Annotated in this window: 24 protein-coding genes; 22 read left to right on the forward strand and 2 right to left on the reverse strand. The window is 36.7% G+C overall.

What is annotated here, in order from left to right; all coding sequences use genetic code 11:
- The first annotated feature begins 139 nt into the window (after positions 1-139).
- Genes C7958_RS02755 through C7958_RS02765 form a run of 3 tightly spaced genes read left to right on the forward strand, consistent with a single transcriptional unit; the run spans position 140 to position 3,531 of the window.
- Complete coding sequence (locus C7958_RS02755) at positions 140-1,084, forward strand: ABC transporter permease (protein ID WP_111571140.1); 945 nt, start codon at positions 140-142, stop codon at positions 1,082-1,084.
- Between the two features lie 11 nt (positions 1,085-1,095).
- Positions 1,096-1,938, forward strand: a complete 843-nt coding sequence (locus C7958_RS02760; protein ID WP_111571141.1) for an ABC transporter permease — start codon at positions 1,096-1,098, stop codon at positions 1,936-1,938.
- 12 nt (positions 1,939-1,950) lie between these two features.
- Complete coding sequence (locus tag C7958_RS02765) at positions 1,951-3,531, forward strand: ABC transporter substrate-binding protein (protein WP_111571142.1); 1,581 nt, start codon at positions 1,951-1,953, stop codon at positions 3,529-3,531.
- 153 nt (positions 3,532-3,684) lie between these two features.
- Here C7958_RS02765 and C7958_RS02770 read toward each other — a convergent pair whose 3' ends face one another.
- Entirely contained in the window at positions 3,685-4,221 is a 537-nt protein-coding gene (locus C7958_RS02770) for a permease (RefSeq protein WP_111571143.1), read from the reverse strand.
- Positions 4,221-4,703, reverse strand: coding sequence for a hypothetical protein (locus C7958_RS02775; protein WP_111571144.1), 483 nt, complete (start codon positions 4,701-4,703; stop codon positions 4,221-4,223). Before C7958_RS02775 ends, C7958_RS02770 begins: the two co-directional genes overlap by 1 nt.
- A gap of 208 nt (positions 4,704-4,911) precedes the next feature.
- On the opposite strand from C7958_RS02775, the gene C7958_RS02780 reads away from it, so the two are divergent.
- The 19 genes from C7958_RS02780 to C7958_RS02870 all read left to right on the forward strand — a co-directional run bounded on the left by C7958_RS02780 (position 4,912) and on the right by C7958_RS02870 (position 25,331).
- On the forward strand, positions 4,912-5,721 hold the full coding sequence (locus tag C7958_RS02780; protein ID WP_111571145.1) for a hypothetical protein: 810 nt from the start codon (positions 4,912-4,914) through the stop codon (positions 5,719-5,721).
- A 193-nt stretch (positions 5,722-5,914) separates the two neighbouring features.
- Positions 5,915-7,351 carry a glucose-6-phosphate isomerase gene (locus C7958_RS02785; RefSeq protein WP_111571146.1) on the forward strand — a complete coding sequence of 479 codons (1,437 nt, stop codon included), beginning with the start codon at positions 5,915-5,917 and terminating at the stop codon, positions 7,349-7,351.
- 171 nt (positions 7,352-7,522) lie between these two features.
- Positions 7,523-8,881 (forward strand): protein kinase domain-containing protein, encoded by a 1,359-nt coding sequence (locus tag C7958_RS02790; protein ID WP_133960263.1) that lies wholly within the window; start codon positions 7,523-7,525, stop codon positions 8,879-8,881.
- Positions 8,881-9,642: an NAD(+) synthase gene (gene nadE, locus C7958_RS02795; RefSeq protein ID WP_111571148.1), complete on the forward strand. Its 762-nt coding sequence runs from the start codon at positions 8,881-8,883 to the stop codon at positions 9,640-9,642. Before C7958_RS02790 ends, nadE begins: the two co-directional genes overlap by 1 nt.
- 45 nt (positions 9,643-9,687) lie before the next feature.
- On the forward strand, positions 9,688-10,584 hold the full coding sequence (locus tag C7958_RS02800; protein ID WP_111571149.1) for an ABC transporter substrate-binding protein: 897 nt from the start codon (positions 9,688-9,690) through the stop codon (positions 10,582-10,584).
- A gap of 96 nt (positions 10,585-10,680) precedes the next feature.
- A complete protein-coding gene (locus C7958_RS02805) occupies positions 10,681-11,148 on the forward strand; it encodes a HutP family protein (protein WP_111571150.1) in 468 nt (155 codons plus the stop codon).
- Complete coding sequence (locus C7958_RS02810; RefSeq protein ID WP_111571151.1) at positions 11,129-12,907, forward strand: ABC transporter ATP-binding protein; 1,779 nt, start codon at positions 11,129-11,131, stop codon at positions 12,905-12,907. Before C7958_RS02805 ends, C7958_RS02810 begins: the two co-directional genes overlap by 20 nt.
- Before the next feature lie 56 nt (positions 12,908-12,963).
- On the forward strand, positions 12,964-13,623 hold the full coding sequence (locus tag C7958_RS02815; RefSeq protein ID WP_111571152.1) for a lysophospholipid acyltransferase family protein: 660 nt from the start codon (positions 12,964-12,966) through the stop codon (positions 13,621-13,623).
- Positions 13,624-13,650: 27 nt separating this feature from the next.
- Positions 13,651-14,775, forward strand: a complete 1,125-nt coding sequence (gene lpxK, locus C7958_RS02820) for a tetraacyldisaccharide 4'-kinase (RefSeq protein ID WP_111571153.1) — start codon at positions 13,651-13,653, stop codon at positions 14,773-14,775.
- A 20-nt stretch (positions 14,776-14,795) separates the two neighbouring features.
- Positions 14,796-15,545 carry a 3-deoxy-manno-octulosonate cytidylyltransferase gene (gene kdsB / locus C7958_RS02825; RefSeq protein ID WP_111571154.1) on the forward strand — a complete coding sequence of 250 codons (750 nt, stop codon included), beginning with the start codon at positions 14,796-14,798 and terminating at the stop codon, positions 15,543-15,545.
- Positions 15,546-15,635: 90 nt separating this feature from the next.
- The gene (gene kdsA, locus C7958_RS02830; RefSeq protein WP_111571155.1) at positions 15,636-16,481 is read left to right on the forward strand and encodes a 3-deoxy-8-phosphooctulonate synthase; all 846 of its coding nucleotides are present in this window, start codon (positions 15,636-15,638) and stop codon (positions 16,479-16,481) included.
- A 15-nt stretch (positions 16,482-16,496) separates the two neighbouring features.
- On the forward strand, positions 16,497-17,486 hold the full coding sequence (locus C7958_RS02835; RefSeq protein WP_111571156.1) for a KpsF/GutQ family sugar-phosphate isomerase: 990 nt from the start codon (positions 16,497-16,499) through the stop codon (positions 17,484-17,486).
- Positions 17,487-17,531: 45 nt separating this feature from the next.
- On the forward strand, positions 17,532-18,398 hold the full coding sequence (locus C7958_RS02840; protein WP_111571157.1) for a lysophospholipid acyltransferase family protein: 867 nt from the start codon (positions 17,532-17,534) through the stop codon (positions 18,396-18,398).
- Between the two features lie 43 nt (positions 18,399-18,441).
- Positions 18,442-19,758 (forward strand): 3-deoxy-D-manno-octulosonic acid transferase, encoded by a 1,317-nt coding sequence (locus C7958_RS02845; protein WP_111571158.1) that lies wholly within the window; start codon positions 18,442-18,444, stop codon positions 19,756-19,758.
- Positions 19,748-20,803 carry a lipopolysaccharide heptosyltransferase II gene (waaF, locus tag C7958_RS02850; protein WP_111571159.1) on the forward strand — a complete coding sequence of 352 codons (1,056 nt, stop codon included), beginning with the start codon at positions 19,748-19,750 and terminating at the stop codon, positions 20,801-20,803. The genes C7958_RS02845 and waaF (C7958_RS02850) overlap by 11 nt, the downstream gene beginning before the upstream one ends.
- 425 nt (positions 20,804-21,228) lie before the next feature.
- Positions 21,229-22,290, forward strand: coding sequence for a lipopolysaccharide heptosyltransferase II (waaF, locus tag C7958_RS02855; protein WP_111571160.1), 1,062 nt, complete (start codon positions 21,229-21,231; stop codon positions 22,288-22,290).
- Positions 22,290-23,045, forward strand: a complete 756-nt coding sequence (locus C7958_RS02860) for a glycosyltransferase family 2 protein (protein WP_166668444.1) — start codon at positions 22,290-22,292, stop codon at positions 23,043-23,045. Before waaF (C7958_RS02855) ends, C7958_RS02860 begins: the two co-directional genes overlap by 1 nt.
- On the forward strand, positions 23,042-24,169 hold the full coding sequence (locus C7958_RS02865; protein WP_111571162.1) for a glycosyltransferase: 1,128 nt from the start codon (positions 23,042-23,044) through the stop codon (positions 24,167-24,169). The genes C7958_RS02860 and C7958_RS02865 overlap by 4 nt, the downstream gene beginning before the upstream one ends.
- Entirely contained in the window at positions 24,156-25,331 is a 1,176-nt protein-coding gene (locus C7958_RS02870) for an O-antigen ligase family protein (RefSeq protein ID WP_111571163.1), read from the forward strand. The genes C7958_RS02865 and C7958_RS02870 overlap by 14 nt, the downstream gene beginning before the upstream one ends.
- The last annotated feature ends 14 nt before the right edge of the window (positions 25,332-25,345 follow it).

Here is a 25,345-nt window from a genome sequence, read left to right on the forward strand (position 1 = left end):
CGACATAAATCGGGTGGTTCCCGGTAGGAGAAAGTAATAGTAAATTTATAATTTGTAAATTTACTTAATTGATATAAAAAGTTTGTTGTGATAATATTAGTTAAAAGATATAGAGATGTCATAATCAGGAAGTGAAAAAATGCGGAATTATATAATAAAAAGAATACTACTTTTGATTCCAATAATATTTATTGTAGCTGTAATTGCCTTTTTTATTACAAATTTAATGCCTGGAGATCCGGTCAGAGTTATTCTCGGTAATATGGCTACAGAGTCAGAGGTAGCAAGACTGGAACAAACTTTAGGACTTGATCAGCCGCTCATTGTGAGATTTTTTAGATGGCTGGCTAATATAATGAGGGGTGATTTTGGTGACTCACTTTATTTAAATGCCCCGGTGGCAGAAGTTTTAATCAAGCGGCTGCGGCCAACATTTTTAATTGCTATTCTGGCTGAGATTTTAGGGATTGCTGGTGGTATGCTGCTGGGAATTCTGGCAGCAGTTAAACACAGAAAATTTTTAGATCAGTTTTCAATTACTCTTTCACTTTTCGGAATTTCGATTCCCAGTTTCTGGCTGGCTTTAATGCTGATGTATCTTTTTTCCGTAAGACTGGGTTGGTTTCCGGTAAGCGGCTATGAGCCCTTTGCAGAAGCTGGATTTGGAACTTTAAGATATATAATTTTGCCGGCGGTAACACTGGCTTTTATGCAGGCTGGTTTGATAGCCCGGATGACCCGAAGTGCTATGCTGGACACACTTAAACAGGATTATATTAGAACCGCAAAAAGTAAAGGCCTGTCAACTAAAAGTATAGTTTTTAAACACGCACTTAAAAATTCTATGATGCCGGTGATTACAGTAATTGGTCATAACTTTGCAGTGCTGCTTGGAGGAACCTGGATTGTAGAAACAATTTTTGTGATACCAGGTACTGGTTTTATGGCAATCAATGCAATTATGCGCCGTGATATCCCTGTAATTCAGGCTTCGATTATTTTTGTGGCAGTAATTTATATAATTTTAAATTTATTTGTGGATTTAAGTTATGCTTTTTTAAACCCAAAAATTCGTTATAATTAAGGGGTAATAAATTGCTTTTTTTAAAAAGATATAAAAAATATGAGCATCCGTATATTACAGCATCGATAATCATCTTAATTTTTTTAGTATTTTTAAGTCTATTTGCTCCGGTACTTACAGATTATAGCCCTGTAAGGAACAATGCCCGCAACAGACTGCAGCCTCCTTCCAGGGAACATCTGCTGGGAACAGATCAATTTGGGCGAGATATCTTTACCCGTATTCTTTATGGTATTCGGACCTCGATGCAGGTTGGACTGGCAGTTGTGCTCCTGACCGTAATTTTTGGCGGTGTTGTTGGGGTGGCAGCCGGATATTATTCGCAAATTGACAGGGTGGTTATGCGTATTTTGGATGCAATGATGGCTTTTCCAGGTATAATTATTGCGATTTCACTTGCTGCTATCTGGGGAGCAGGAAAATTGAATATTATTCTGGCTTTATCTTTTGCCTATTTTCCAAAAATGGCAAGGATTGTTCGCAGCTCGGTAATTTCAATTAAGGATCTGGATTATGTAGATTCAGCTCGGGCAGCAGGAGCTAAAGATTCAAGAATTATAGTTAAGTATATTCTTAAAAATTCGGCATCTCCGATTATGGTTCAGGCTACTTTTAATTTTGCTTTAGCCATTCTGGATGAGGCGGCACTCAGTTTTTTGGGGGTCGGTATTATGCCACCTGCTCCAAGTTTGGGAGCCATGGTTACAGATGCCAGGACATATATGGTAGTTGCACCCTGGATGATATTAGCACCAGGAATTATGATTGTACTTGCAGTGCTGTCTTTAAATTTATTGGGAGATGGTCTGCGCGATTTGTTGGATCCGCATTTAAAAAATACATTCCAAAAATAAAGAGGTGGAAAAATGAGAAAAGAAATAAAGATTACTTCAATTGTTGTGCTGGTATTAGTTTTTTCACTATTGTTAAGCGGCAGTGTGCTGGCTCAGGAAGAGGACCGTTATGGTGGTACACTTAATGCTGCACTTCAGATGTCAGTAGCACATCTTGATAGTGACAATTCTACTGATTCGATGATTACAGCGATGATGAACCATGTTTATGAGGGCCTTTTTGAATTCGATGAGAATTTAAACTTAGTGCCCCACCTGGCAGAAAGCTATCAGGTAGGAGAAGATGGTTTAGTTTATGAAGTTAAGTTAAGAGAAAATGTAATGATGCATAATGGTCAGACTATGGATGCTGACGATGTGGTTGCTTCCTTTAGAAGATGGCTGGAGCTGAATAATGGCGGCCAGCTGGTTGCTCCATATTTTGATCAGGTGGAAAAAATTGATCAATTCAATGTTCGTTTTACTTTTGAAGAAGCCTATGCTCCATTTTTAAATATTCTGGCTTCACCGGTTTCCAATCAGAAGTTTGTGGTGAGAGCAGAGGAAGTTGTAGAAGAATTTGGTAGTGATGTTATTGACAGGCATGTTGGTACTGGACCCTATAAGTATGAGGAATGGGTACCTGATCAAAAACTGACCCTGACTCGTTTTGAAGATTATACCCCTAGTTCACGAGAAGGATCATTTTTTGCAGGTGAGCGAATTCCATATTTAGATAAAATAGTTTTTAACTTTATACCTGATGCTCAGGTTAGAGTTTCTGGAGTTCAAACAGGACAGTTCCACTTTGCGGAAGAGGTTCCGAGAGATCAGTATCAGATTTTTGAGATGGATCAGAATATAAAAAATGAAATCATTTATCCTGACCGGATGTCAATGCTGATTTTCAATAATGCAGAACCACCATTTGATAATAAGTATGCACGTCGGGCAATTGCCTATGCTCTAGATTTTGAAGAGCTGGGTTATGCAATGATTGGTGATCAACAGTTCTGGCGTCTGGAACCGGCTCTGCATGAAGATGGGAACCCCTGGCATGTTCCTGATGCAGGTGAAGGTATTTACGGAGTTTATGATCCGGAAAAGGCTAAAGAGCTGCTTGATCGGGCAGGTTATGATGGTCAGCCGCTTGTTATTTTAAGTGGTCAGGATAATCAGATGGAAAGACAGGGAGCAATTGCAATTCAGGATCAGTTAGAAAAGATTGGAATTGAGGTTGAGCTGCAGTTATTTGACCGTCCAACTGTAGTAGAGAGAAGATCTAGGGAGGAAGGATGGCATATGCACCTTTCCCCATTTATAAAAGTAGTCCCCGATCCTCAGATTCATGAAGGCTGGACCGGGACCAATAAATGGATCAGCAACTGGGATAGTGAAGACTCAAGACAGATGGATCAGATTTTTGCAGAAATGCTGAAAGAGGTCGATCAGGAGAAGAGATATGAGATTGTCGAAAGAATGCAGGCTGAACTCTGGGATTCTGTCCCTTACTTTAACATTTTAGATTACAGCCGCCTGCATATTAGGAGAACAGAACTTAAAAACTTCCAGGCAGGCTGGCAGCCGTTCTTCTGGAATACCTACCTGGAGTAAAACATCTGTACCAGGTACTTGTAAATTGTTGGAAATGATTAAAATTGCATAAATAATAAAAGCAGCAGTTTTGAGGAAAGTTAAAACCTCCTGACTGCTGCTTTTTTAATATTATATTTGGAAATAAATGGGCCTGTAAACGGTAGCTGCACACTATTCCGCTTTTGGTATTTTATAACCAATTCTGGTGAAGAAATTACCTAAAATAATTGAACTGATAATTACCAGTGGTAGTGAAACCCCGATTCTGATTGCAGTAAACTTAATTCCAAGTATTGAAGCTTCCATAATGCTCATCGGAATCATCACCAGTGAGGCAGCGGTAACATAGGTAAAGATGGAAGAATAATTTGCTCCCTTATGGTATAAAGTATTTGCTACCGGGAAGGCAACAAAGGTTCCCCCAACAGTAGTAGCTGCCAGCAAAATTGCATAAATGTATTTTTTAAAGCCGGAAGTATGGCCGAAGTTATTTTCGATACTTTCTCTGCTGACCCAGACATCAAATAAACCGATCAGAATAAAAGCTGGTGGTAAAATTGAAATCATATCCCGGGCAAAAATCATAAAATTAGAACCGATTCTGGCTCCGAGATCAAAATTTAAAAAATATGATCCGATAATAAAGGCCACAAAAACTGTAAATATAAGATAATTCCACCTGTTTATTTTCTTTTTGTTTTTAGCCATTAGACTAACACCTCTCCGTATAAGACTCCTGTAGCAACAGCGATTAAGGCCGAAATGATAAAGCCGGCAATATTACGCCAGATAGTTGCTTTAATTCCGAAATATTCTTTTTCTACCGGATAAGTCGCAACTCCAACAAGCATTAAAGTTGTAATAAAGGCAGCAACAACCATGTAATTAACTCCCCTGGAAACTAAAATTCCTGCCAGTGGATAGGCAATAAAACCGGGCATCATAGTAATAGAGCCGATGATCAGCCCCATAATAAGACCGACAAAGGGAGCCTGTCCCCCGAGATAATTAATGATAAACTGATCCGAAATTAATAAAATAAATGACAAAATAATCAATAACTTAAGATAGGTACCCAGAATTTTAGAAAATTTCTTCCAGCCAATCTTTAAGCCTTTAATAGTTTTTTCGCGATCTGCAAAAAATGAAATTAAGACTGCAATACCTGCAATGTAATAAAGTGTGTACATTATTTTCCCTCCCTGATAATACCCTCATGGGGTATCTTTGTAGTAATCATATGATTAAAACAGCAGAAAAAAAGTAAAGCAGATAACAATTTTGTAAATTATATTTAAAAAATGCGATATTATTCTCAAAATGAACCTTAAGAGCTTGTTTAAAAACCCCAATTGTATTATAATTAAACATAGAATAGAAAAAGGGGGTAATAAAAAAATGAAGAAGAAATTAAGTATCTTATTGATCATAACAGTAATGCTTTTTGCCTTTGTACCTGCCTTAACACTGGCTCAGGATGAAGAAACAGCAGTAGAAGAGGAAACCGATCAAATTTCTACAGAATTAGAAGAAATTTTAGCAGCAGATTATGCAACTGTGGAAGAGTACTTGGCTGCTTTAGAAGAAAATGAAATGCTTTCAACTGTTGAAAAAATAACCTTAGAGAAAAAATTGAGCTCATATGAGGAAAATTTAAGTATGGACAGCATAACTTCAGTTGTTGACAAAGTATTAAACAAAGAAATTGATCTGGGACAGGGCTTTGTGATCTTAAATAATTTAGAAGAGAGCACAGTAAATGGTTATGACGAGGAAAAGGCTTTAGAAATGATCAATAGTTATCAGAATCAGGAAAACTCCGGTCACTTGGCTTTCCAGACCGCTCTGGAGCTGCGCAAGTTGAGCCGTGAAGATCTATCTGGAGAACAAACAGATGCCTTTTCTGAGCAGATAGCTGCTATTATTGAAGAAAACGGAGAGATTCAGACTTCTGAATTAAAACAGCTGGCAGCAGAATATAGAAAAGAAGCCAGAGAAGAGGGAAGAGAGCAGAGAAAAATCGCTAAATCTGAAAAGGGAAATTCAGCTTCCGAAAATGCTTTAGAAAATGGGAACCCCAATAAAGCAGCAGATAAAGATCAAAATAAAGATAATAAAGGTAAAGGTAATTCCAATAATTCAAAAGCAAAAGACAAGAGTAATGGTAACTCTTCAGGAAAATCTTCAAATTCCAATGCAAAAAATTAGATAATTCCAATCCTCACTTTAAACGGTGGGGAATTTTATTTTTGGAAGGATTTTATAAAAATAATTTGGAAAAAATTGGTTCGGTAAACGGTAGGTGCACATAAAAAATCTTGCAAAATTGTGCTGAAAAATATATACTTGTGATAGTATTATTAATCTAGGCAGCAATATAAGAATATAAGGAGGAATTACGATGTCTGCAGAGAAAAAAGTTAAGTCACAGGATGAGTTAAGACTAAAACTGGATATTAACAATGTTTTTGCGGAAATGATTGGTCAGGAACATGGAATAACAGTAGAAGAATTAGAGGAAGCAAAGGATAAAGCAATGGAGGCACATCAGAATATTCTTGAGGCAGAGGCTGAGGGTAAGATGGGCTTTATGGAACTTCCATATAAACAGAAGGAAGTTGTGGAAGAGCTGAAGCAAACTGCGGAAGAATTAAAGGACAAATTTGATAATTTTGTGGTTCTGGGAATTGGAGGATCTGCACTCGGTAATATTGCCGTTCAGACTGCAATCAACCACCCCCACTATAATTTATTTAAAGAAGAACGGAATGGTTATCCACGTCTTTTTGTAAGTGATAATGTTGATCCAGAAGGAGTTAAGGCTCTGCTGGATAAACTTGATCCTGAAAAGACTCTTTTTAATGTGATTTCTAAATCAGGAAGCACACCTGAGACAATGAGTCAGTTCTTAGTGGCCCGTAAATTTGTGGCCGATGCTGTTGGGGAAGAAAATGTCGGAGAGCATTTTATTGCTACCACAAGTAAGGACTCTGGCTACTTAATAGAAATTGCTAAGCGGGAGGGAATGAAGAAATTCTTTATTCCGGATAATGTAGGAGGAAGATTCTCTGTTTTAACACCGGTAGGCCTTCTGTCGGCTGCAATGACAGGAGTAGATATCGATCAACTGCTCGCAGGTGCAGCTTATATGGATCAAATCTGCCGTGAAAGTGATTTCTGGGAAAACCCTGCTTTAGTTAATGGTTTAATTCAGTATCTGGCCTATAAAAAAGGTAAGGTGATGTCTGTAATGATGCCTTATTCTGACCGCCTGCGTGATGTAGCTGACTGGTACAGACAGTTATGGGCAGAATCTCTGGGTAAAGAAGTTGATCTGCAGGGCAATACGGTAAATGTAGGTCCAACCCCAATCAAAGCTTTAGGTGCCACCGATCAGCATTCACAGGCACAGCTTTATATGGAAGGTCCTTTTGATAAAATTATTACCTTCCTTGAAGTAGAAAATTTTGCTGAAGAACTTGAGATCCCTGCAGCTTATGAGGATTTAAATGGCCTGGGTTATTTAGGCGGCAACAGCTTTGCGGAGTTAATTAATACCGAAAAGTGGGCGACAGAGCTGGCTTTAAATAAAAGAGAGAGAATGAACCAGACTGTTAAGGTACCGGAAGTTAATGAGTTTACCCTGGGTCAGTTATTCTATTTCTTTGAATTCCAGACAGCTGTGACAGGTGAATTACTAAATATCAACACCTTTAATCAGCCTGGAGTTGAACTTGGTAAAAACTATACCTATGGTATTTTTGGACGTGATGGTTATCAGGAGAAGAAGGAAGAATTCGAGAACGCTGCAGATCATAAAGATGATCTGATTCTCTAATTGAGATAACTAATTTAAAAGAAATTATTTTAAATGGATGTCAGCTTATTTTCATCTATTTTTAATAATTATTTGTTATAATTATAATAAGTAGAGAAGTTTATCCACCCGCAGTAATTCTGGGTGGATAACTTTGCTTATTCTAATTTAATTAAGGCCGGGGGAATTGCTATGAGTAATCAAGGACAGGAAGAAAAAAAATTGCATAAAGAAAAATTGTTTAAAGATGTTGTACCTCGTTCAAGGGTACAGCTTGATATTGTAAAAAGAGTAAGAACTGCAATAGAAAATTTACCAGCAGAACTCCCTGCAAAGATAATTTCTTATCAGGATGTTGTTAGAGAAAATGGGGAATATTATCTGCTCTATCGGGGTAGTGAAAATTTACAGCCGTTAGCAGAGTATTTAAATAAAAATTCAGCTAACTCTCAAGAAATCATCAAAGAATTTACGGAAATACTGGAACTGCTGGAAGATGTTGAACTGATACGCAAACTCTTTCCAGCCGGAATCAATGCAGCCAACTTCTGGATCGATGAGGATCAAAATGTTTATTTGATGCCCGAAGAAATGCTGCGCAGCAAGAGAAATTATAAGGAGTTTGAGCTGGAAATACCGCTGGCAGACTATTTTATGCCGCCTGAGTTAATTGCAGGTGAGGAATGGAATCTAAAATCCTATATGTTTAACACTGCAGCGGTCTTTTATTATTTTTTGAGTGGGGAAACAATTTTTAGTGACCGGGATAATGCAAAAGTTTTAAATAAAATCCAGAGCGAAAAAATTTTGAACATTAAAGCTTTAGTACCGGAGTTGAGCGATAGTTTAAATGAGTTGATCATGAAAATGCTGGCTAAAGAGCAGTCAGAACGTCCGGACTTAAATTTTGCTGTAGAAGATCTTAAAAAAAGTGTGGGAGAAAACGACTTTAAATTAGAACCTTTTTTAGAACGGGAAAATATAGTTGACAGCAAGATAGTAAAAAAGAAAAGAAGAAATGAAAATATTAAGCTTTTTTTCCGCCAGAGCTGGAAGGTTATCCTCTTTTTTGCAATTATAGGTGGAGGATTTATCTGGGGTCTGAGTTCGGGTTCGCCGACTACAATTACGCCTGACCATTCAGCCGCAGAGGTTGTCAACTATTTTTATGAAGGAATTGCAACCAAAAATATTAATCTGGCAAATGAAGCTGTAACCTTTGACCTGGGTGAGATGGAAAGGATGATTTCTGAAACCCATGTTATAGAAAAAATGCAGCAGGCCTATGGTGGTGGTCTAGAACAGGGTGAAGAAGTTAACGAAGTTTACAGCCTTGAAAACCTGGAAGTTGTAGAACTTTCCACCACAGGAGATAAATATAGATTTAGAGCTTCCTATGACTTTAACTATAGAGATCGGGAAGGTCGTTACAGTAATCAGGTTGTGGATCAGCTGGTGGTTGAAGAGATTGATGGAATCTGGAGAATTACAGCAATCGAAGGTGATTTTCAAGATATGATTGCAGGAGAATATCCCTGGAGGGAAGAGTAATGGATAAAAATATTATTAGAGAAAATGATTATACAAAAATTAAAGATAATTTAGTCAGCTGGCTGCAGACAGAGGTTCAAAATGCAGGCTTAAAAGGAGCAGTTGTTGGTTTGAGTGGAGGAATTGACTCTTCTGTTACCGCCCGGCTCTCACAGCTGGCATTTGGGGAAGATGTACTGGCAGTAATTATGCCCTGTCATTCCAGCACCCAGGATCGAGAAGATGCACTTATGGCAGCCAATAAATTTGGACTGCAGGTAGTTGAAAATGACTTAAGTGAAATTTATGACCATTTTTTAGCTAATTTAAAGGAAAGTGGAATTGAAGGCGGAAAACTGGCTGCAGCAAATATTAAACCCCGTCTGCGGATGACAGCTCTGTATTATTATGCTCAGGCCAAAAATTATCTGGTTGTCGGTACAGACAACCGAAGTGAGTTAAAGATTGGCTATTTTACCAAACATGGTGATGGTGGAATAGACCTTGCTCCCCTGGGTTCTCTGGTCAAACATGAGGTCAAGGAACTGGCAAAGGTGCTTGAAATCCCAGCTGAAATTATTGAGAAAAAACCTTCTGCCGGACTCTGGGCAGGACAGACAGATGAATCAGAGATGGGATTTAGTTATCAGGAACTGGATAAATATATTCTGACAGGTGAGGCTGAGCCTGAGGTTAAAGAGAAAATTCAAAAACTGGCCTCTAAAAACAGTCATAAAGTTGCACCAATTCCAATTCCAGCCAGAGATGAGATAGTCAAGTAGAGATGGGGTAGATATTAATGAAAAATAAGAAGTTAATATTTTTTTTTGCTGATATTTTTTATTTTTGCGGTTTCAACTCCCTTATTAGCTCAGAATTTTCCGATTCATTATACTGATGATCTGGGCAGAGAGATTACAATTGAAAAAGAAGTCGAAAGGATTATTTCGCTGGCCCCGGGTATAACCGAAGTGATTTATGCTCTCGGTCTTGAAGATAAACTGGTGGCAGTAAGTTCTGCCTGTGATTATCCGGAAGAAGCTCTGTCTAAAGAAGATATAGGAAGAATTGATGAGCCCAATCTAGAAAAAATAGTTGCTTTAGAACCAGATCTGGTGATTGCTGCGTCTGTAACTAAAGTTGAAAGCTTAAATAGGCTAACAGAATTGGGTATTAAAAATATTGGTTTTAAACCTGCTTCAATTAATGATACAATAGATATGATTGAAGATATTGCTTATTTGACTTCTGCCGGCAGGACAGGAAATGAAATAACTTCGGAAATGCAGGCAGAATTTCAGCGGCTCAAAGATTTAGTTGATCAGAAACTAAAAAACAATGATCGAAAAAAAGTTTTTTACGAAATTTGGTCAGATCCTTTATACACAGCAGGTAAAGGAACTTTTATTGATAGTTTAATCCAGGCTGCTGGTGGTTATAATATTGCGCGAGAAGCAGAGGGAAGCTGGCCAACTTACAATCTGGAAAGTCTGATTGCTGCTGATCCGGAAGTTTATATCAGCAGTGCCCACAGTACCCCAGATGGTTTAACTCTGGCTGAACTTCGCCAGCGTGATATTTTCAGAGAAATTTCTGCTTTTAAAAATGACCGTTTATATTTAGTGGATCAGGATTTAGTTAACAGACCTTCACCCAGAATTATTGAAGGTTATAAGGAATTTATTAAAGCTATTTTTCCAGAACTAAAAGAGGAGATCAATTAGTTTTGTTGAATAGCGATAGTGGCAGGTAAAGTTTAGGCGTTTTCAAGCCTTTTTTAAAAGGACATAAGTAAGAAAATAAGACTAAGAGGTGATTTGATGAATTTATCAGATTTTACAATTGATGATTTTACAGAAATTGATGGTGGACAGTCAATCGGGAAGGTGGCTGTACTGCTTTCTATGGTTAATGACGAATATGACGGCAAGATTATTGATGCCTATAAAAATGAAGGCTATAAGGCAGTAATTACTAGAGCAGGAGGTAAAGGCTCTAAGTTAAAAGATAAAGTTTTACGCAACTGTCTGGGGGCGGCAATCAAAGGTGATGTAATTACCGAATCCGTTCAGGACCAGCGTATTTTAACCCGCTGTGTGGAGAGAGCAATGATTGACTTTGACAAACCTCTTTCCGGAATCTCAGGTGCAGGAATTAAAATTGGAATCGTAAGTAAGGAGCCTCATTTAGCAGTAGCTCTCTATGGAAAACTCGGTATCCCTGGTTTAGATGTTGATCACGAAATCTCAGGAATGGGGATTCACTACTATGGACTCAGCAAAAGATAACAACCAATTTGATTTATTAAAAAGAGTATTTAAATATGTTTTACCATATAAAGGCAGGCTGGCAGGGGGAGTAATCTCCATGCTGGTTCATGCCTTTTTAACAGTTTTTTTCGTCAGGGTTTTTCAGGGACTTCTGGAAACAATTATCTCAGATATTCATATGGGTCGAGAAGGGATGATTCAGTTATCTCTGGTTGCAGGAATGATGATTGTGGTCTATTTTCTCAAAGGAGTTTCTTACTACGGAAAAACCTATCTCGTTTCTTATGTTTCCCAGAAGTCAATTAGAGACATCCGGGATGACCTTTATTCTCATCTCCACAACCTGTCGCTGAGTTTTTACAGTAAAAATAAAACTGGAGATATTCTCTCAAGAGTGACCAATGATGTACAGCAGCTGGAAAGCTCGATAATTAATACTACTGTGGGAACCATAGATAAAGTATTTACTCTGATTGGAGGAATTATTTATCTTATTTATTTAAACTATCGACTTACAATCTTTTTGATTATAATTTTACCTTTTATTACCTATGTAATAACAAAGTTCAATTATAAACTTAAAAAGGTCAGCCGCAGGGTACAGATTAAAATTGCAGATGTCTCAGATGTACTGCAGGAGACACTTTCGGCAGTCAGGGTTGTTAAATCTTTTGGTCGGGAAGAATATGAGTTTGACCGTTTTAGCAGTGAAAACCAGGCCAATTTTAGGGCCAAGATGAAAAAAACTCAGTATGGTGCTATTTTAACTCCGCTGGTAGAGTTCCTGGCTGCAATTTCTTTTACAGCCATTCTCTGGTATGGAGGCTATGAGGTAATGCAGGGGAGGATGACAGCTTCTGAGCTGATTGCCTTTTTCACTCTGCTTTTAACTATCAGTGAGCCCCTGCGCTCACTTACCAAATTAAGCAAAAGACTGCAGAATTTATTTGCTTCTGCCGAGCGAGTTTTTGAGATTATGGACACCGAAAGTGAGCTGCGGGAAGATGATGAGAATAAAATTGAGTTAGAAGAGGTAGAAGGTGAGGTGGTCTACGATAAAGTCACCTTTGCCTATAATAGAGATGAAGTAGTCTTAAAAAATATCAATTTAACTGCTGAACCGGGTGAGGTTGTAGCCCTGGTAGGGCACAGTGGGGCTGGTAAAACAACAATGGTGGATTTAATCCCCCGCTTTTTTGATCCGATTGAAGGACGGATGCGCCTTGATGGTCATGATCTCAAGGATTTAAAAATAGACAGCCTGCGTGATTTTATTGGAATAGTACCCCAGGAAACAATTTTATTCAGTGGTTCTTTAAGAGATAATATAGCTTATGGTGACTTAGATGCTGATGAAGATGCTATCAAAAAGGCAGCTCAGGCAGCAAATGCGCATGAGTTTATTATGAATTTTCCTGACGGCTATGATACAATGGTTGGAGAAAGAGGAGTTGGTCTCTCCGGTGGTCAGAAACAGCGGATTTCTATTGCCAGAGCTATTCTTAAAAATCCAAGGATTTTGATTTTAGATGAGGCTACTTCTTCGCTTGACTCGGAGTCTGAAGCTCTGGTTCAGGAAGCCTTAGAACATTTAATGGAAAATAGGACAACCTTTATTATTGCCCATCGACTTTCTACTATCAAAAATGCAGATAAGATTGTGGTCGTAGAACAGGGTGAGATTATGGAAATGGGAAGTCATCAGGAACTGCTTGCAAAACAGGGGAAATATGCTTCCCTGTATCAGGGTCAGTTTATTGAAGACCCCAATGCTTAATAAATAATGCTCAAACAAATAATAAGTAATGCTCAAATAAAGAAGGAGGGAGACGATTGTCAGCAGGAAAAAAAGTTTTAAAAGATAAGATGATTCCTCCTTTTGCCTATAACCTGATTAAATTAACAAATCAGAGTTATCGGCTGGAAGTTGCAGGTTGGGAGCCGGTAAAGAAGGCCCTGGAAGCAGGGGATTCTCTGGTTTTTTCCAGCTGGCACGGTAAAAGCTGGGTTCCCGCCTATTTTTTAAGAGACCTGGGAATTTATGCGCTGACCAGTTTAAGCCGGGATGGTAGTTATATGACCGAGATTCTGCATAAACTGGGCTGGAAAACAGTTCGCGGCTCCAGCAGCAGAGGTGCAAGTCGTTCACTGCTGGCTCTCTATCGCAAGTTAAAAACAGGGGCCAGTACTGCCTTAACTCCGGATGGCCCAACCGGACCAATCTATCAGATTAAACCAGGAATTATTTTCCTGCAGGAGAAGGCCGGTTCAATGCTGGTTCCAATAGGGGTAGATGCCCGCTGGAAAAAGAATTTTAACAGCTGGGATCAGTATCTGCTGCCGCTTCCTTTTAGCAAAACTGCTCTGGTTTTCGGTGAGCCCTTTTCTTTTGAGGCTGATCTGGAAATGGAAGCAAAACAGGAAATATTAAAAGAAAAAATGGAAGCAGTTAATTTAAAAGCAGCTGAAATAGTCAGAGAACAGCCGAAATAGTCAAAAAGTAATGGTGGTATTAAATATATGGATAAACTGCAGAGGTATTTAGAAAAAATAATAGATGGTTCAAAAAAGGGCAAAATGGCAGCTGTAATCCGTTTCATTTTATTTCTGCTTTCACTTGTTTATTCACAGCTGGCTAAGATTAGATCAGTCTTATATCAAAATAATATTTTAAAGAAAAAAGAAGCCGAGGTACCGGTAATCAGTATTGGTAATATTACTACCGGAGGAACCGGGAAAACCCCTTTTACAGCTTTTTTAGCGGAAGCATTAAAATCGGAATATAAGACAGCTATTATCAGCCGCGGTTATGGAGCTGCCACAGATGTAGAAGAGCCATTTTTGATTAAAGATGATAATCAGCTCTATGCCGATGCCGCAGAGGCCGGAGATGAACTTTTTATGCTGGCCCGCAGTAATGATCAGCTGATTTTTATCCGTTCTGCCAACAGATATCAGGGTACAAAACTTGCAGAAGACCGGGGGGCAGAATTAATTTTGCTTGATGATGGATTTCAGCACTATCAATTAAAGAGAAATTTGGACATAGTTTTAATTGATGCCGAAGAACCCTTTTCTAATAATCGAGTGCTGCCAGCAGGGTTATTAAGAGAACCTTTTGCTGCTTTAAAAAGAGCCGATCTTTTTCTATTAAATAGAAGTGAAAATGTTGATTTAAGCCGTGTTAAGGAGCTGAAAAAATCTTTAAATACTCTCAGTCCTTCCAATAAAGGTATCTTCAGAGCAGAAACCAGATTAGATAATTGTGTTTCTGTAGCTTCTCAGGAAAAAGAATCTCTTGACTTTTTAAAGGAGAAAAAGGTTTTTGCTTTTTCTGGAATTGGAAGTCCTGAAGCTTTCAAAAAAAGTATAGAAAGTGCTGGAGCAAAATTGGTAAGTTATAGGATCTTTAAAGATCATTACAATTACCAAAAAGAGGATTTGTTGACTCTGCTTGATCAGTATTCTGACTCACAGGCAGATCTGATTTTGACCACAGAAAAAGACGCTGTTAAATTATTTGAGTTTGCAGAGATGATTGGAGAATTACCTTTTTATTATCTTAAAATTTCTCTGGTGATTGAGAACAGGGAAAAATTACTGGAGATTGTTAAAGATGGAATTAAACACGGGAAAGCAAAATAAGGATTTGAGGTGGATTTTGAATGTCTAAACTAAAAACTGCTGCCGTGATTCCTGCCCGTTATGCTTCTAGCCGTTTTCCGGGGAAAGCGCTGGCGGAAATTATGGGTCAACCAATGATTGTGCGGGTGCTGAAAGCAGCAGAAAAATGTGAATTAATAGATGCGGTTTATGTTGCTACAGATGATGTGAGGATTAAAAATCAGGTCGAAAAAGCAGGTGGCAGTGCAATTATGACTTCAGCCCAGCATCAGAGTGGAACTGATAGAATTGCTGAGGCTGCTGCTGAAATTGAAGCTGATTTAATTGTGAATATTCAGGGGGATGAACCTCTAATTAAAGCAGAGAGTATTGCCCGGGCTTTAAAACCTTTTGCCAAAGAAGCTGAGCTTAAAATGAGTACTTTAAAAAGAAAAATTACAGCTGAGGAAGCAAAAAATCCAGATCTGGTTAAGGTTATCACTGATCAAAATGACTATGCTTTATATTTTTCTCGCTCGCCAGTTCCCTATTATCGAAGTGCTGAACCAGAGGCTCAGAATTATTATCAGCATATTGGACTTTATGTTTACCGTAAAGACTTTCTGCTGCAGTATGCCGGGATGGAGCAGACTCCTTTAGAAAAGGCGGAGTCTTTAGAACAGCTGAGGGCCCTGGAGAATGGTTTTCAGATAAAGGTTCTGGAAACAGAGTCGAAGTTAATCGGGGTTGACCGCAGAGAAGATATTGAGCTGGTTGAAGCAGAGATTAAGGCCAGAAGATTTGATAGTTAATTTTGATTCAGTCAGATATTTGTTCTTTTTACTATTGATTAGCAAAAAACCTGGTTTAAGAGAAATTTAAATTTGAGATGGAGGTAAATAATGCAAAAAAAGGTCAAATTAAATGATGATATTATATTTGGTGATCAGGAAAGACCATTTGTACTTTTAGCAGGTCCCTGTGCAATTGAAGAAGAAGATAGAGTGCTGAGAATTGCAGAAGGAATCAAAAAGATTACAGAAAAGCTGGGAATTCCCTATGTTTTTAAGGCTTCTTTTGATAAGGCCAACCGTTCTTCTATAGAATCCTACCGGGGACCGGGACTGGAAGCGGGTTTAAGAATTTTAGAGAAGGTTAAAAAAGAATTTGACTTAGCTGTGATTTCGGATATTCATTTACCAGAGCAGGCAGCAGCAGCGGCTGAAGTTTTAGATATCATGCAGATTCCTGCCTTTTTGTCCAGACAGACAGATATGCTGACCGCAGCAGGTAAAACAGGCAGTATAATCAATGTTAAAAAAGGACAGTTTTTAGCTCCCTGGGATATTGACCAGGTTGTAAATAAAATTGAGAGCACAGGTAATGAGCGGATTCTGCTGACCGAAAGAGGAGTTTCTTTTGGTTATAATAATTTAGTGGTAGATATGCGTTCACTGCCCCGGATGCGCAAAACTGGTTATCCGGTTGTTTTTGATGCCACTCACGCTGTCCAGCTTCCCGGAGGCGCTGGAGATAAATCAGGTGGAGAAAAAGAATATGTCCCTTATTTAATGAGGGCTGCACTGGCGGCCGGGATTGATTCTTTATTTATGGAAGTTCACGATAATCCCGCTGTTGCTAAAAGTGATGGTGCCAATATGATTCCCTTAGAACAGCTGGAAGGAATTTTAAAGCAGGGTCTGGCAATTGATTCAGCGATGAAAAACTGTGAGGAAATAAATTATTAAATACGGGTGAATAAAATGACAAAAACCAGTAGAGATGATAAATTAAGAACAGGAATTGAAGAAGCAAAAAATGCCCTGCAGATAGAGGCAGAGGCAGTCTTAAAATTAAAAGAAGAATTGGACGGCAGCTTTAAACGGGCAATGGAACTGATTATTGATGCAAAAGGGAGAGTCGTTTTCACTGGAGTTGGCAAAACAGGACTGGTGGCCAAAAAGCTGGCTGCAACATTTTCCAGCACGGGTACTTCAGCCTTTTTTGTCCATGCAGGAGAAGGCTTACACGGTGATCTGGGGATGATTCGAGAAGGTGATGTAGTAATTGCTGTTTCCAATAGTGGGGAAACAGATGAGGTGATTTCCTTAATCCCTTCTTTGAGGAGAATTGGGGTAACTCTAATTGCTCTGACAGGTAATGGTGATTCAACCCTGGCTGAACATGCCGATTTAATTTTGAAGGCAGATGTAATTACAGAGGCCTGTCCTCATAACCTGGCACCTACTGCCAGTACAACTGCTGCTATTGCACTGGGAGATGCCCTGGCAATTGCACTCTCAACTTACCATGGTTTTACCCCCGAAGATTTTGCGCTTTATCATCCTGGAGGTTCTCTGGGGAGAAAACTGCTGACCAAAGTTAGAGATGTAATTAAAATCAGAGAGCAGAACCCGGTGGTAAAGATTGAGACTTCAGTCAGGGAAGCCTTATTTAAAATGACCAAAAGCCGGATGGGTTCAACCTCTATTGTTGATCAGGAAGGTAAGCTGAAGGGAATAATCACTGATGGTGATATCCGCCGACTTTTAGAAAAATCATCAGATTTTATTGATCGTCCGGTTAAAGACTACATGACTGTCGATCCAATTTCTATTGCACCGGACAGACTGGCAGCAGAGGCCTTACAGATTATGGAGGCCAAAGAAATTAATGATTTACCTGTTGTAGAAGATCAGAAGCCGGTAGCTATGCTCAATTTCCAGGACTTATTGCGCGCAAAAGTTTTTTAGAAATAAATTTTATTTTGAAATTATGAAAGTTAAAAGAGGTTAAAAATGAAGGATAAACTCAGTATTTTTTTATATAATATTTTCAGATTTGTTTTAAAAAAACTTCCTGATCAGGCCGGTCGTTATTTGGGAAAGTTAATTGCTTTTTTAGCTTATTTTATTACACCGGGGCGGCGGGAACACTCTCGTTTAAATTTAAAGCGAGCCCTAAAGGTCAGTGATCAAGAATCGAAAAAACTAATAAAAAAAGTTTATCAAAATCTGGGCTATGATTTTACAGAATTTTTAATGGAAGATAGTTTTACTGAGGAAGATATAGATAAAATGGTTGATTTTGAGGGTTTAGAATATCTTGATCAGGCTTTAAAAGAAGAAAGAGGAGTTATTATATATACAGCCCATCTTGGCAACTGGGAACTGATGGGAGCTGTTTTAGCAATTAAAGGTTATAGGGTTCATTCAATTGCTCAGGAACAAAACAATTCTCTTTTTGATGAGAAGATAAATGAAATACGAAATAATGTTGGAGTCGGAATTATTCCCAAGGGTTTATCAATTAGAAAAGCATTTAAAGTTCTAAAGGCTAATGAAATTTTAGCTATTTTAGGAGATCAGCATGCGAGAAAGGATGGCTGGGAACTTGATTTTTTTGAACGGCCTGCGTTAACATTTCCTGGTGCTGTGAAATTTGCTCAGAGAACAGGAGCTTTAATTGTCCCGGCCTTTTTTCACCGCCAGGGCTGGCTTAAACATGAACTTAAATGCTATCCACCGCGGAAAATTGATAAAGATGCTCCGGAAACAGAACTGAAAGCAGAACTGCAGTCTCTGCTTGAGCTGACCGAAGCAGAAATCAAAAAAGAGCCTGCTGATTGGATGTGGCTTCATAAACGCTGGAAGACATACAGTTAAATTTTGAGTAATAAATTTTTTAGTATCATGGAGGGGGAGAAATATGTACTTTGTTTATAATTCATTATTGTCTATTCTGACAGTTTTTTTACTTCCCTATTATTATTTTAAGAGCAAAAAGAGTGGAGAAAAACTTAATTTAAGAGAGCGTTTTGCTTTTTATGATCAAAATTTAGATCTTCTATTTCCAGCACCACAGGTGATCTGGATTCAGGCTGCTTCTGCAGGAGAAACTCTTGCAGCTCAAAAATTAACGGCTGAGATCAGGGAAAAGCATCCGGAAGCAAGAATCATTTTTTCTACAATGACCGCCAGCGGTAAGAATCTGGCTAAAAAGAAAATTAAGGGTGCTGACTTAATTATTTATCTACCCTTTGATTTAAACTGGGTTGTCAAAAAGTCAGTTAAGATTTTTCAGCCTGATCTATTTATTATGATTGAGACTGAACTCTGGCCCAATTTAATCAGAGCCCTGGATAAACAGGGTGCACAGATTATGCTGGCCAGCGGCCGAATCAGTGATGATTCTTTTGGACAGTATAAATATCTTGGCTCACTTTTGGAAGATATGTTAGAGCGAGTTGATATATTTAGTATGCAGCATCAGGAAGCGGCGGAGAAAATTAAGGATCTTGGAGCAGCAGAAGATCATGTCTGTATCAATGGAAATTTAAAATATGATATTGATTTGAACCTACCAACCAAAGAAGAATATTTTCAAAAACGAAAACTTTTCCAAATTAAGGATCAGACAAAAGTACTGGTTGCCGGAAGTACTCATCAGGGTGAAGAAGAGATGATTATAGATCTTTACCAGCAGCTTAAACCAGATTTTGAGAAGCTGAAGGTTTTACTTGCTCCCCGCTATGTTGAACGCAGGGAAGACCTTTTAGATCTCTGTAGGGAAAAGGGAACTGCAGCGGTGCTCTATTCGGAACTTAAAAGAAATGAGATTCAGCTGGCAGAGGATACAGATGTAATTATTATTGACACTATGGGGGAGCTGGCTCAACTTTATTTTTATGCTGATTTAGTTTTCATTGGCGGTTCTCTAATTGATCGGGGTGGTCATAATGTAATTGAGGCTGCTGCCAGAGCAAAAGTTGTGTTATTTGGTCAGAGTATGTATAATTTTAAAGAGGAAAGAGATTTTCTTTTAGAAAATGAAGTAGCCTTTGAAATAGAAAATGCTGATGATTTTTTTGAAAAAACATATCAGCTGCTGGCCAATGACCAGTATCGAAAGCAGAGAGCAGAAAAAGCGGCTGAATTAATTGATCAAAATCGTGGTTCAGTTAGAAAACAGCTGCAGCTGGTTGATGTGCTGTTAGAGCAGGGAGAAGATTATAATGGTGGATAATGATGTAGAAAAAATATTAATTGTGAGATTGAGTGCTATTGGGGATGTAATCCATTCTTTACCTACTGCTTATGCTTTACGCCAGAAATATCCAGAGGCTCAGATTGACTGGCTTGTTGAAGAGCAGTCTTATCCCCTGGTTGATTTGAATCCGTATTTAGATAATGTGATTATTCTACCTCGTGATCACTGGAAAGAATTAATAAAAAAAGATGTTATCAAAGGTCTTAAGTCATTTTTTTCATTTTTTAAAGATCTGAGGGCTGAAAATTATGATATTGGTTTAGATTTACAGGGTCTTTTTAAGAGCTCTATAAGTTCCTTTTTGGTTAATCCTGATTTGCGTATGGGACCAGCTGACGGAAGAGAGTTGAGCACTTTATTTTATCAGGCAGAAATAGATGTTCCAGAAAACAAAGTTCATAGAATAAAGAAATATCTTCATTTTGCTGGAGCTCTTGCTGCTGAGATGAATAAAATAAATTATGGACTTAAAATGACTCCGATTATTAAAAGTAGAGTAAGCCGGCTCTTTGAAGAAAATAAAATTGTTACTAATAAAAAAAATATTATCATCAACCCCTTTACAAATTGGGAGTCTAAAAATTGGTTTTTGGAACGTTATTTTAGTCTGGCTAATGAACTTATTAAAAACGGTTATTATGTTATATTTACTGGAAGCAGAGATGATAAAGAAGCTATTGATAATTTTATAGCTATTAATGAAGAGAGTTATAGCAATCTGGCTGGAAAAACTGATCTGCAGGAATTAGCCGAGGTCTATAATCGAGCAGATTTATATATTGGTGGGGATACTGGACCTACTCATCTTGCAGCAGCAGTAGGGACACCTGTAGTAGCTTTAATGGGACCTACTGACCCAGAAACTAATGGTCCCTTTGGTGAGGGGCATACTGTGATTCAGGATAATAGTTTAGAATGTATTCGCTGCTGGGACAGGCACTGCAGCCGGAAGATGCAGTGTATGAAGTCGATAAGTGTTGAACAGGTGCTCAGGATAGCTAAAAAGAAATTAAATGATTAAGTGGAGTAGTTTTAGGCTAACAGCACAAATTTTAAAATATGATTATAGATATAAGTATTTGCTAAAAAGAAAATAAATCTTCTTCCAAATTATCTTTTAAATCACAACTAAGATTCATAAACTATTTAAATTTAGCTTCCTTCCCGATTGCCACCTCCTGTGGCACGGTCAGCAAAAAACGTCCTGTTTTTTGGCTTAATTTAGATAGTTTATTCTTCAAGTTGTATTAAAAAAAGATACTAAGTCATCAGCTTGATTTTCTTTTTAGCAAATATATGATTAAAATATATCTAAACATAATTTGTACTGTTAGCCTAAAACATTCAGCTAATATGAAAATCAATTAATTTCTTTTAACATTAATTTAACCTGTTCAACTCTTATCTCAAAGTTAGATAGTCTATTTTATACAGGGAATGGTTATTATGGAAACTATCAAAAGAATAATAGTGGTGGATCTTTTGTATTTGGGAGATTTATTATTTGCGCATCCATTTTTTGCAGGCTTAAGGCAGCTTTTTCCTGAGGCCAGGATTGATCTGGTGGCAAATAGTAATTTCGCAGAAATTATGAGAGCTAATCCCAATTTAGATCATGTTTACAGCTATAATAAAGATTGGACTGCTGCCCGGTCTTATAAGTTTGCTAAAAAGCTGAAAATGAATAATTATCAACTGGGAATTAATATTCAGGGAAACTGGAGAACTGCTCTGCTTTTAAAACTAATTTCGGCTGATAAAAGTATAGGTTATGGAGGTAAGGGTAGAGGATTATTTTTAGATGAGGAAGTTGAAAAAAATATATCTTCTCATATGATAGAATTTTACCTTGAATTTTTAAATCAAATGCAGCAGAGTCGACTGCTGAAAAATTATTTTAATGGCAAGAAAAAAGAACTCAACTCTGAAGAAGATGTTTTTCCAGTCTTAAGTGTTGACCAAGCTTATCAGCAGAATGCAGAAAGAAAGCTGAAAAAGATCGGGCTGAAAGATGAGTTTGTTGTTTTAAATACAGGAGGCAGCTGGAAAACAAAACGCTGGCCGGAAGAATATTTTGCAGAAATTGCCAACCAGCTGATGGAGAAAGGATATAAAATTCTTTTTGTCGGTGGTCCTTCTGATACTGAAAGAGTAAGTTATATTCTGAATAAAATTGAGAATAAAAAGATGATCTATAATCTAAGCGGTAAAACTTCTTTATTAGAACTAGCTGCTGTTTTAAAAAAAGCCATTTTAGTAATTAGTGGTGATACAGGACCGGTTCATGTGGCTGCTGCAGTTGGAACTAATACAGCTGCTATATTTGGACCTTCTGATGAAAAAAAGTATGCTCCCAGAGGAAGCGGCAAGAATATTGTGATTAAAAATTCCGGCCTGGAGTGTCGTCCCTGTGGTGAGCACGAATGTCCTCTTGAACATTTTAAGTGCATGCGGGAGCTGAGCCCTGAGATAGTGGTCGAAAGAATTGAAAATGGGGGAATGATATGATGAAAAACCTTACAGCTTTAGTATTAACTTATAATGAGGAAGATAATATAGCTGACTGCCTGGACAGCATTAACTGGATCGAGAGGGTTGTTGTAGTTGATTCTTATAGTGATGATCGAACAGAGGAAATTTGCCAACAGTACGATAAAGTAGATTTTTATAAAAATGAATTTAATGATTTTGCCTCTCAAAGAAATTTTGGTCTGGATAAAATTGAAACAGAATGGGTCTTTGTGATTGATGCTGATGAGAGAGTTACTGAGGAATTAAGAGATGAAATAAAAGATGTTTTAAATAAGCCTGAGGCAGAAGGTTATGAAATCTCCCGCAAAAATTATTTTTTAGGTAAATGGATTAAATACTGCGGCTGGTATCCTGATTATACTTTAAGATTATTTAGAAGCAAATATAAATACAAGGGTTTGGTACACGAGTCACCTCAAATACATGGAAGAATTGATAGGTTGAAGAATGACTTTATTCATTATACGTATAAAGATTTAACAAGTTATGTAGCTAAAATGAATCAATATACTACTCTTGATGCTGAGAAGAAATATAGTGCTGGCAAAACAGTTGGAATTACTTATATTTTAAGTAGACCTTTTTTAGAATTTATAAAAAAATATGTATTAAAAAGAGGATTTTTGCTTGGAAGTCAGGGGCTGATTTTATCTATATTATCAGCATATTATCAGTTTCTTAAAAGTGTTAAACTATGGGAACTAAATAAATTTGGAGATGGGAATTTATGAAAAACATAGTATTTTTAAATACCTGCCCTGTTTGGGGTGGTGGCGAAAAATGGACTTTTACAACTGCTAAAATTCTAAATGAAGATCCAGAATTTAATGTTTATATTGCTACAGGAAGTGATACGGAATTATTTAAGAGAGCAGAAAAAGCAGGAATTAAAACTAAAGAAGTTAAAGTTAAAAGCGGAATAACAGTTTTAAACTTGTTTAAAGTTTTCAGATTCAAAAATTTTTTGAAAGAAAAAGATATTGATATATTGTTTTTAAATATGTCTCAGGATTTGAAATTTGGTGGGATTACCGGTAAATTAGCTAGTTTGGATAGAATAATTTATAGGCGTGGTAGTGCAATCCCGATTAAAGATAGATTTTATAATAAATATTTGTTAACTCAGTGTGTGACAGATGTTATTGCTAATTCTAAAGCTACAAAAGAAACAATATTAAGGAATACATCACATTGGTTAAATGAAGATAAAATTGAGTTAATTTATAACGGGATTGATTTAGACAAGGTAGATAAAGCATTAGAAAATCCGGTTGATATAAGCCAGGAATTTGGAATTGCTGATAATAAGAAGATCATAGGAAATATTGGACGCCTCAGTTATCAAAAAGGGCATGAATTTTTAATTGAAGCTGTAGAATTATTAAAGCAAGAAAGAAATGATTTTGTTGTTTTAATAATTGGTGATGGAGAAAGAAAAAAAGAATTAAAAAATTTGGTTAAAGAAAAAGAATTGGATGATTATATAATTTTTACTGGTTTTAGAGATGATGTGTATAATCTTTTACCAGGACTTGATTTTTTAGTACATACTGCAAGATGGGAAGGTTTTGGTTTTGTAATTGCAGAAGCAATGGCAGCAGGAATACCTGTTGTTAGTACGGATGTTAGTAATATTTCGGAGATAGTTGTTGATGGTAAGTCTGGTTATCTTGCTAAAGCTGAAGATGTTGAAGATATAAAAGAAAAAATTTTTAATTTAATGCAAAGTGATTATAATTTAAAGAATAAAATGGGTAATAATGGAAGAAATATAATTGAAAATAAATTTTCAATTGATTTAATGATTAATAAATTAAAATTATTTTTAAAGGGGAAGTTTTATGTTTGCGATTAGTCAAGAAAAATATTTATTTATTTTAAAGACTTTAATTTACTTGTTAGCTTTTGTTATTCCAATTTCTTTAGGTGGGTTAAATACTGTTTCAGTAATATTATTTTTGCTGTTTATATTTTATATAATTCGTTATAAAACATTAAAATTTTGGGATGATGATTTATCGAAAGGTATTTTTTTATTTACCTTATCAATATTGATCTCATATTTTTTTGCTTATAATAAAAAATCTGTTGTTGAATTCTTTGTTAGTCCATATTTAAAATATTTTTTACTTTTCTTTGTTATAGTAAATACTTTGAAAGAAAAAAAAGATATTTTAAATGTATTAAAGTTATACTGGATCTCGAGTTTGATTGGAGCTTTGTTTTCTTTATATGAATATTTGGTTTTAAATATTAATAGGGTAAGTGGTTTTACACATAATGCAAATCGTCTAGGATCTTCTATGATGATTTTTGCGCTATTTAATTATGGAATTCTATTGAATTCAAAAAAGAAGAGTGTTAAATTAATAGGTTTTATAGGTATAGTTATTTCTGTATCAAGTTTATTTGCTAGTGCATCTAGAGGTGCTCTATTGGGATTGTTATTTGGTTTATTTATAATGACTATTATTACTAGAAAGAAAAATTTTATTATATTAATAATATTGTTAATCCTGATATCAGTGTTTATGCCCACTTCTTTTTTAGTAAGAATAAATAAGATAGTTGATTTCGAAAGCAACAATGTTCAGCAAAGATTATTGATGTATCCGGCTGGACTGAAAGTTTTTAAAGATAATTTCCTTACTGGAATAGGTTTAAACAACTCTAGAAATATTTTTGATCATTATAAATTTCCGAGGCTAACAAATAATTACAAGCATTTACATAATCTGTTTTTAAATACAGCAGTAGAGCAGGGAATATTAGGTTTGATTTCATTAATATATATAATTTATGTTGTGTTTAAGTACACAGTAAAAGATTACCGAAAAAACATAGATTTTTATAATCTTTCATTTATGGGTATTTTTGCTGGACAAATGATCCAGAATATATTTGATGTCACTATGTATGGAGATGAAGTTGGATTTATAATTGTATTATTAGGATCGATTATGTTTATAAAAAGTAAGTATATTATTAAGTTTGAAGAATTTATTGATATTAAGTAGTAAATAGGAGAGAT

Source organism: Halanaerobium saccharolyticum (genome assembly GCF_003259895.1).
GTDB classification, from domain to species: domain Bacteria; phylum Bacillota; class Halanaerobiia; order Halanaerobiales; family Halanaerobiaceae; genus Halanaerobium; species Halanaerobium saccharolyticum_A.

Bases quoted from the DNA above. Each gene is read 5' to 3' on its own strand.
- lpxK (WP_111571153.1), top strand. From the start codon at position 13,651: ATGGATAAACTGCAGAGGTATTTAGAAAAAATAATAGATGGTTCAAAA.
- kdsB (WP_111571154.1), top strand. From the start codon at position 14,796: ATGTCTAAACTAAAAACTGCTGCCGTGATTCCTGCCCGTTATGCTTCT.
- C7958_RS02845 (WP_111571158.1), top strand. From the start codon at position 18,442: ATGTACTTTGTTTATAATTCATTATTGTCTATTCTGACAGTTTTTTTA.
- C7958_RS02860 (WP_166668444.1), top strand. From the start codon at position 22,290: ATGAAAAACCTTACAGCTTTAGTATTAACTTATAATGAGGAAGATAAT.
- C7958_RS02780 (WP_111571145.1), top strand. From the start codon at position 4,912: ATGAAGAAGAAATTAAGTATCTTATTGATCATAACAGTAATGCTTTTT.
- C7958_RS02835 (WP_111571156.1), top strand. From the start codon at position 16,497: ATGACAAAAACCAGTAGAGATGATAAATTAAGAACAGGAATTGAAGAA.
- kdsA (WP_111571155.1), top strand. From the start codon at position 15,636: ATGCAAAAAAAGGTCAAATTAAATGATGATATTATATTTGGTGATCAG.
- C7958_RS02810 (WP_111571151.1), top strand. From the start codon at position 11,129: ATGGACTCAGCAAAAGATAACAACCAATTTGATTTATTAAAAAGAGTA.
- C7958_RS02755 (WP_111571140.1), top strand. From the start codon at position 140: ATGCGGAATTATATAATAAAAAGAATACTACTTTTGATTCCAATAATA.
- waaF (WP_111571160.1), top strand. From the start codon at position 21,229: ATGGAAACTATCAAAAGAATAATAGTGGTGGATCTTTTGTATTTGGGA.
- nadE (WP_111571148.1), top strand. From the start codon at position 8,881: ATGGATAAAAATATTATTAGAGAAAATGATTATACAAAAATTAAAGAT.
- C7958_RS02865 (WP_111571162.1), top strand. From the start codon at position 23,042: ATGAAAAACATAGTATTTTTAAATACCTGCCCTGTTTGGGGTGGTGGC.
- C7958_RS02805 (WP_111571150.1), top strand. From the start codon at position 10,681: ATGAATTTATCAGATTTTACAATTGATGATTTTACAGAAATTGATGGT.
- C7958_RS02765 (WP_111571142.1), top strand. From the start codon at position 1,951: ATGAGAAAAGAAATAAAGATTACTTCAATTGTTGTGCTGGTATTAGTT.
- waaF (WP_111571159.1), top strand. From the start codon at position 19,748: ATGGTGGATAATGATGTAGAAAAAATATTAATTGTGAGATTGAGTGCT.
- C7958_RS02870 (WP_111571163.1), top strand. From the start codon at position 24,156: ATGTTTGCGATTAGTCAAGAAAAATATTTATTTATTTTAAAGACTTTA.
- C7958_RS02770 (WP_111571143.1), bottom strand. From the start codon at position 4,221: ATGGCTAAAAACAAAAAGAAAATAAACAGGTGGAATTATCTTATATTT.
- C7958_RS02775 (WP_111571144.1), bottom strand. From the start codon at position 4,703: ATGTACACACTTTATTACATTGCAGGTATTGCAGTCTTAATTTCATTT.
- C7958_RS02840 (WP_111571157.1), top strand. From the start codon at position 17,532: ATGAAGGATAAACTCAGTATTTTTTTATATAATATTTTCAGATTTGTT.
- C7958_RS02785 (WP_111571146.1), top strand. From the start codon at position 5,915: ATGTCTGCAGAGAAAAAAGTTAAGTCACAGGATGAGTTAAGACTAAAA.
- C7958_RS02790 (WP_133960263.1), top strand. From the start codon at position 7,523: ATGAGTAATCAAGGACAGGAAGAAAAAAAATTGCATAAAGAAAAATTG.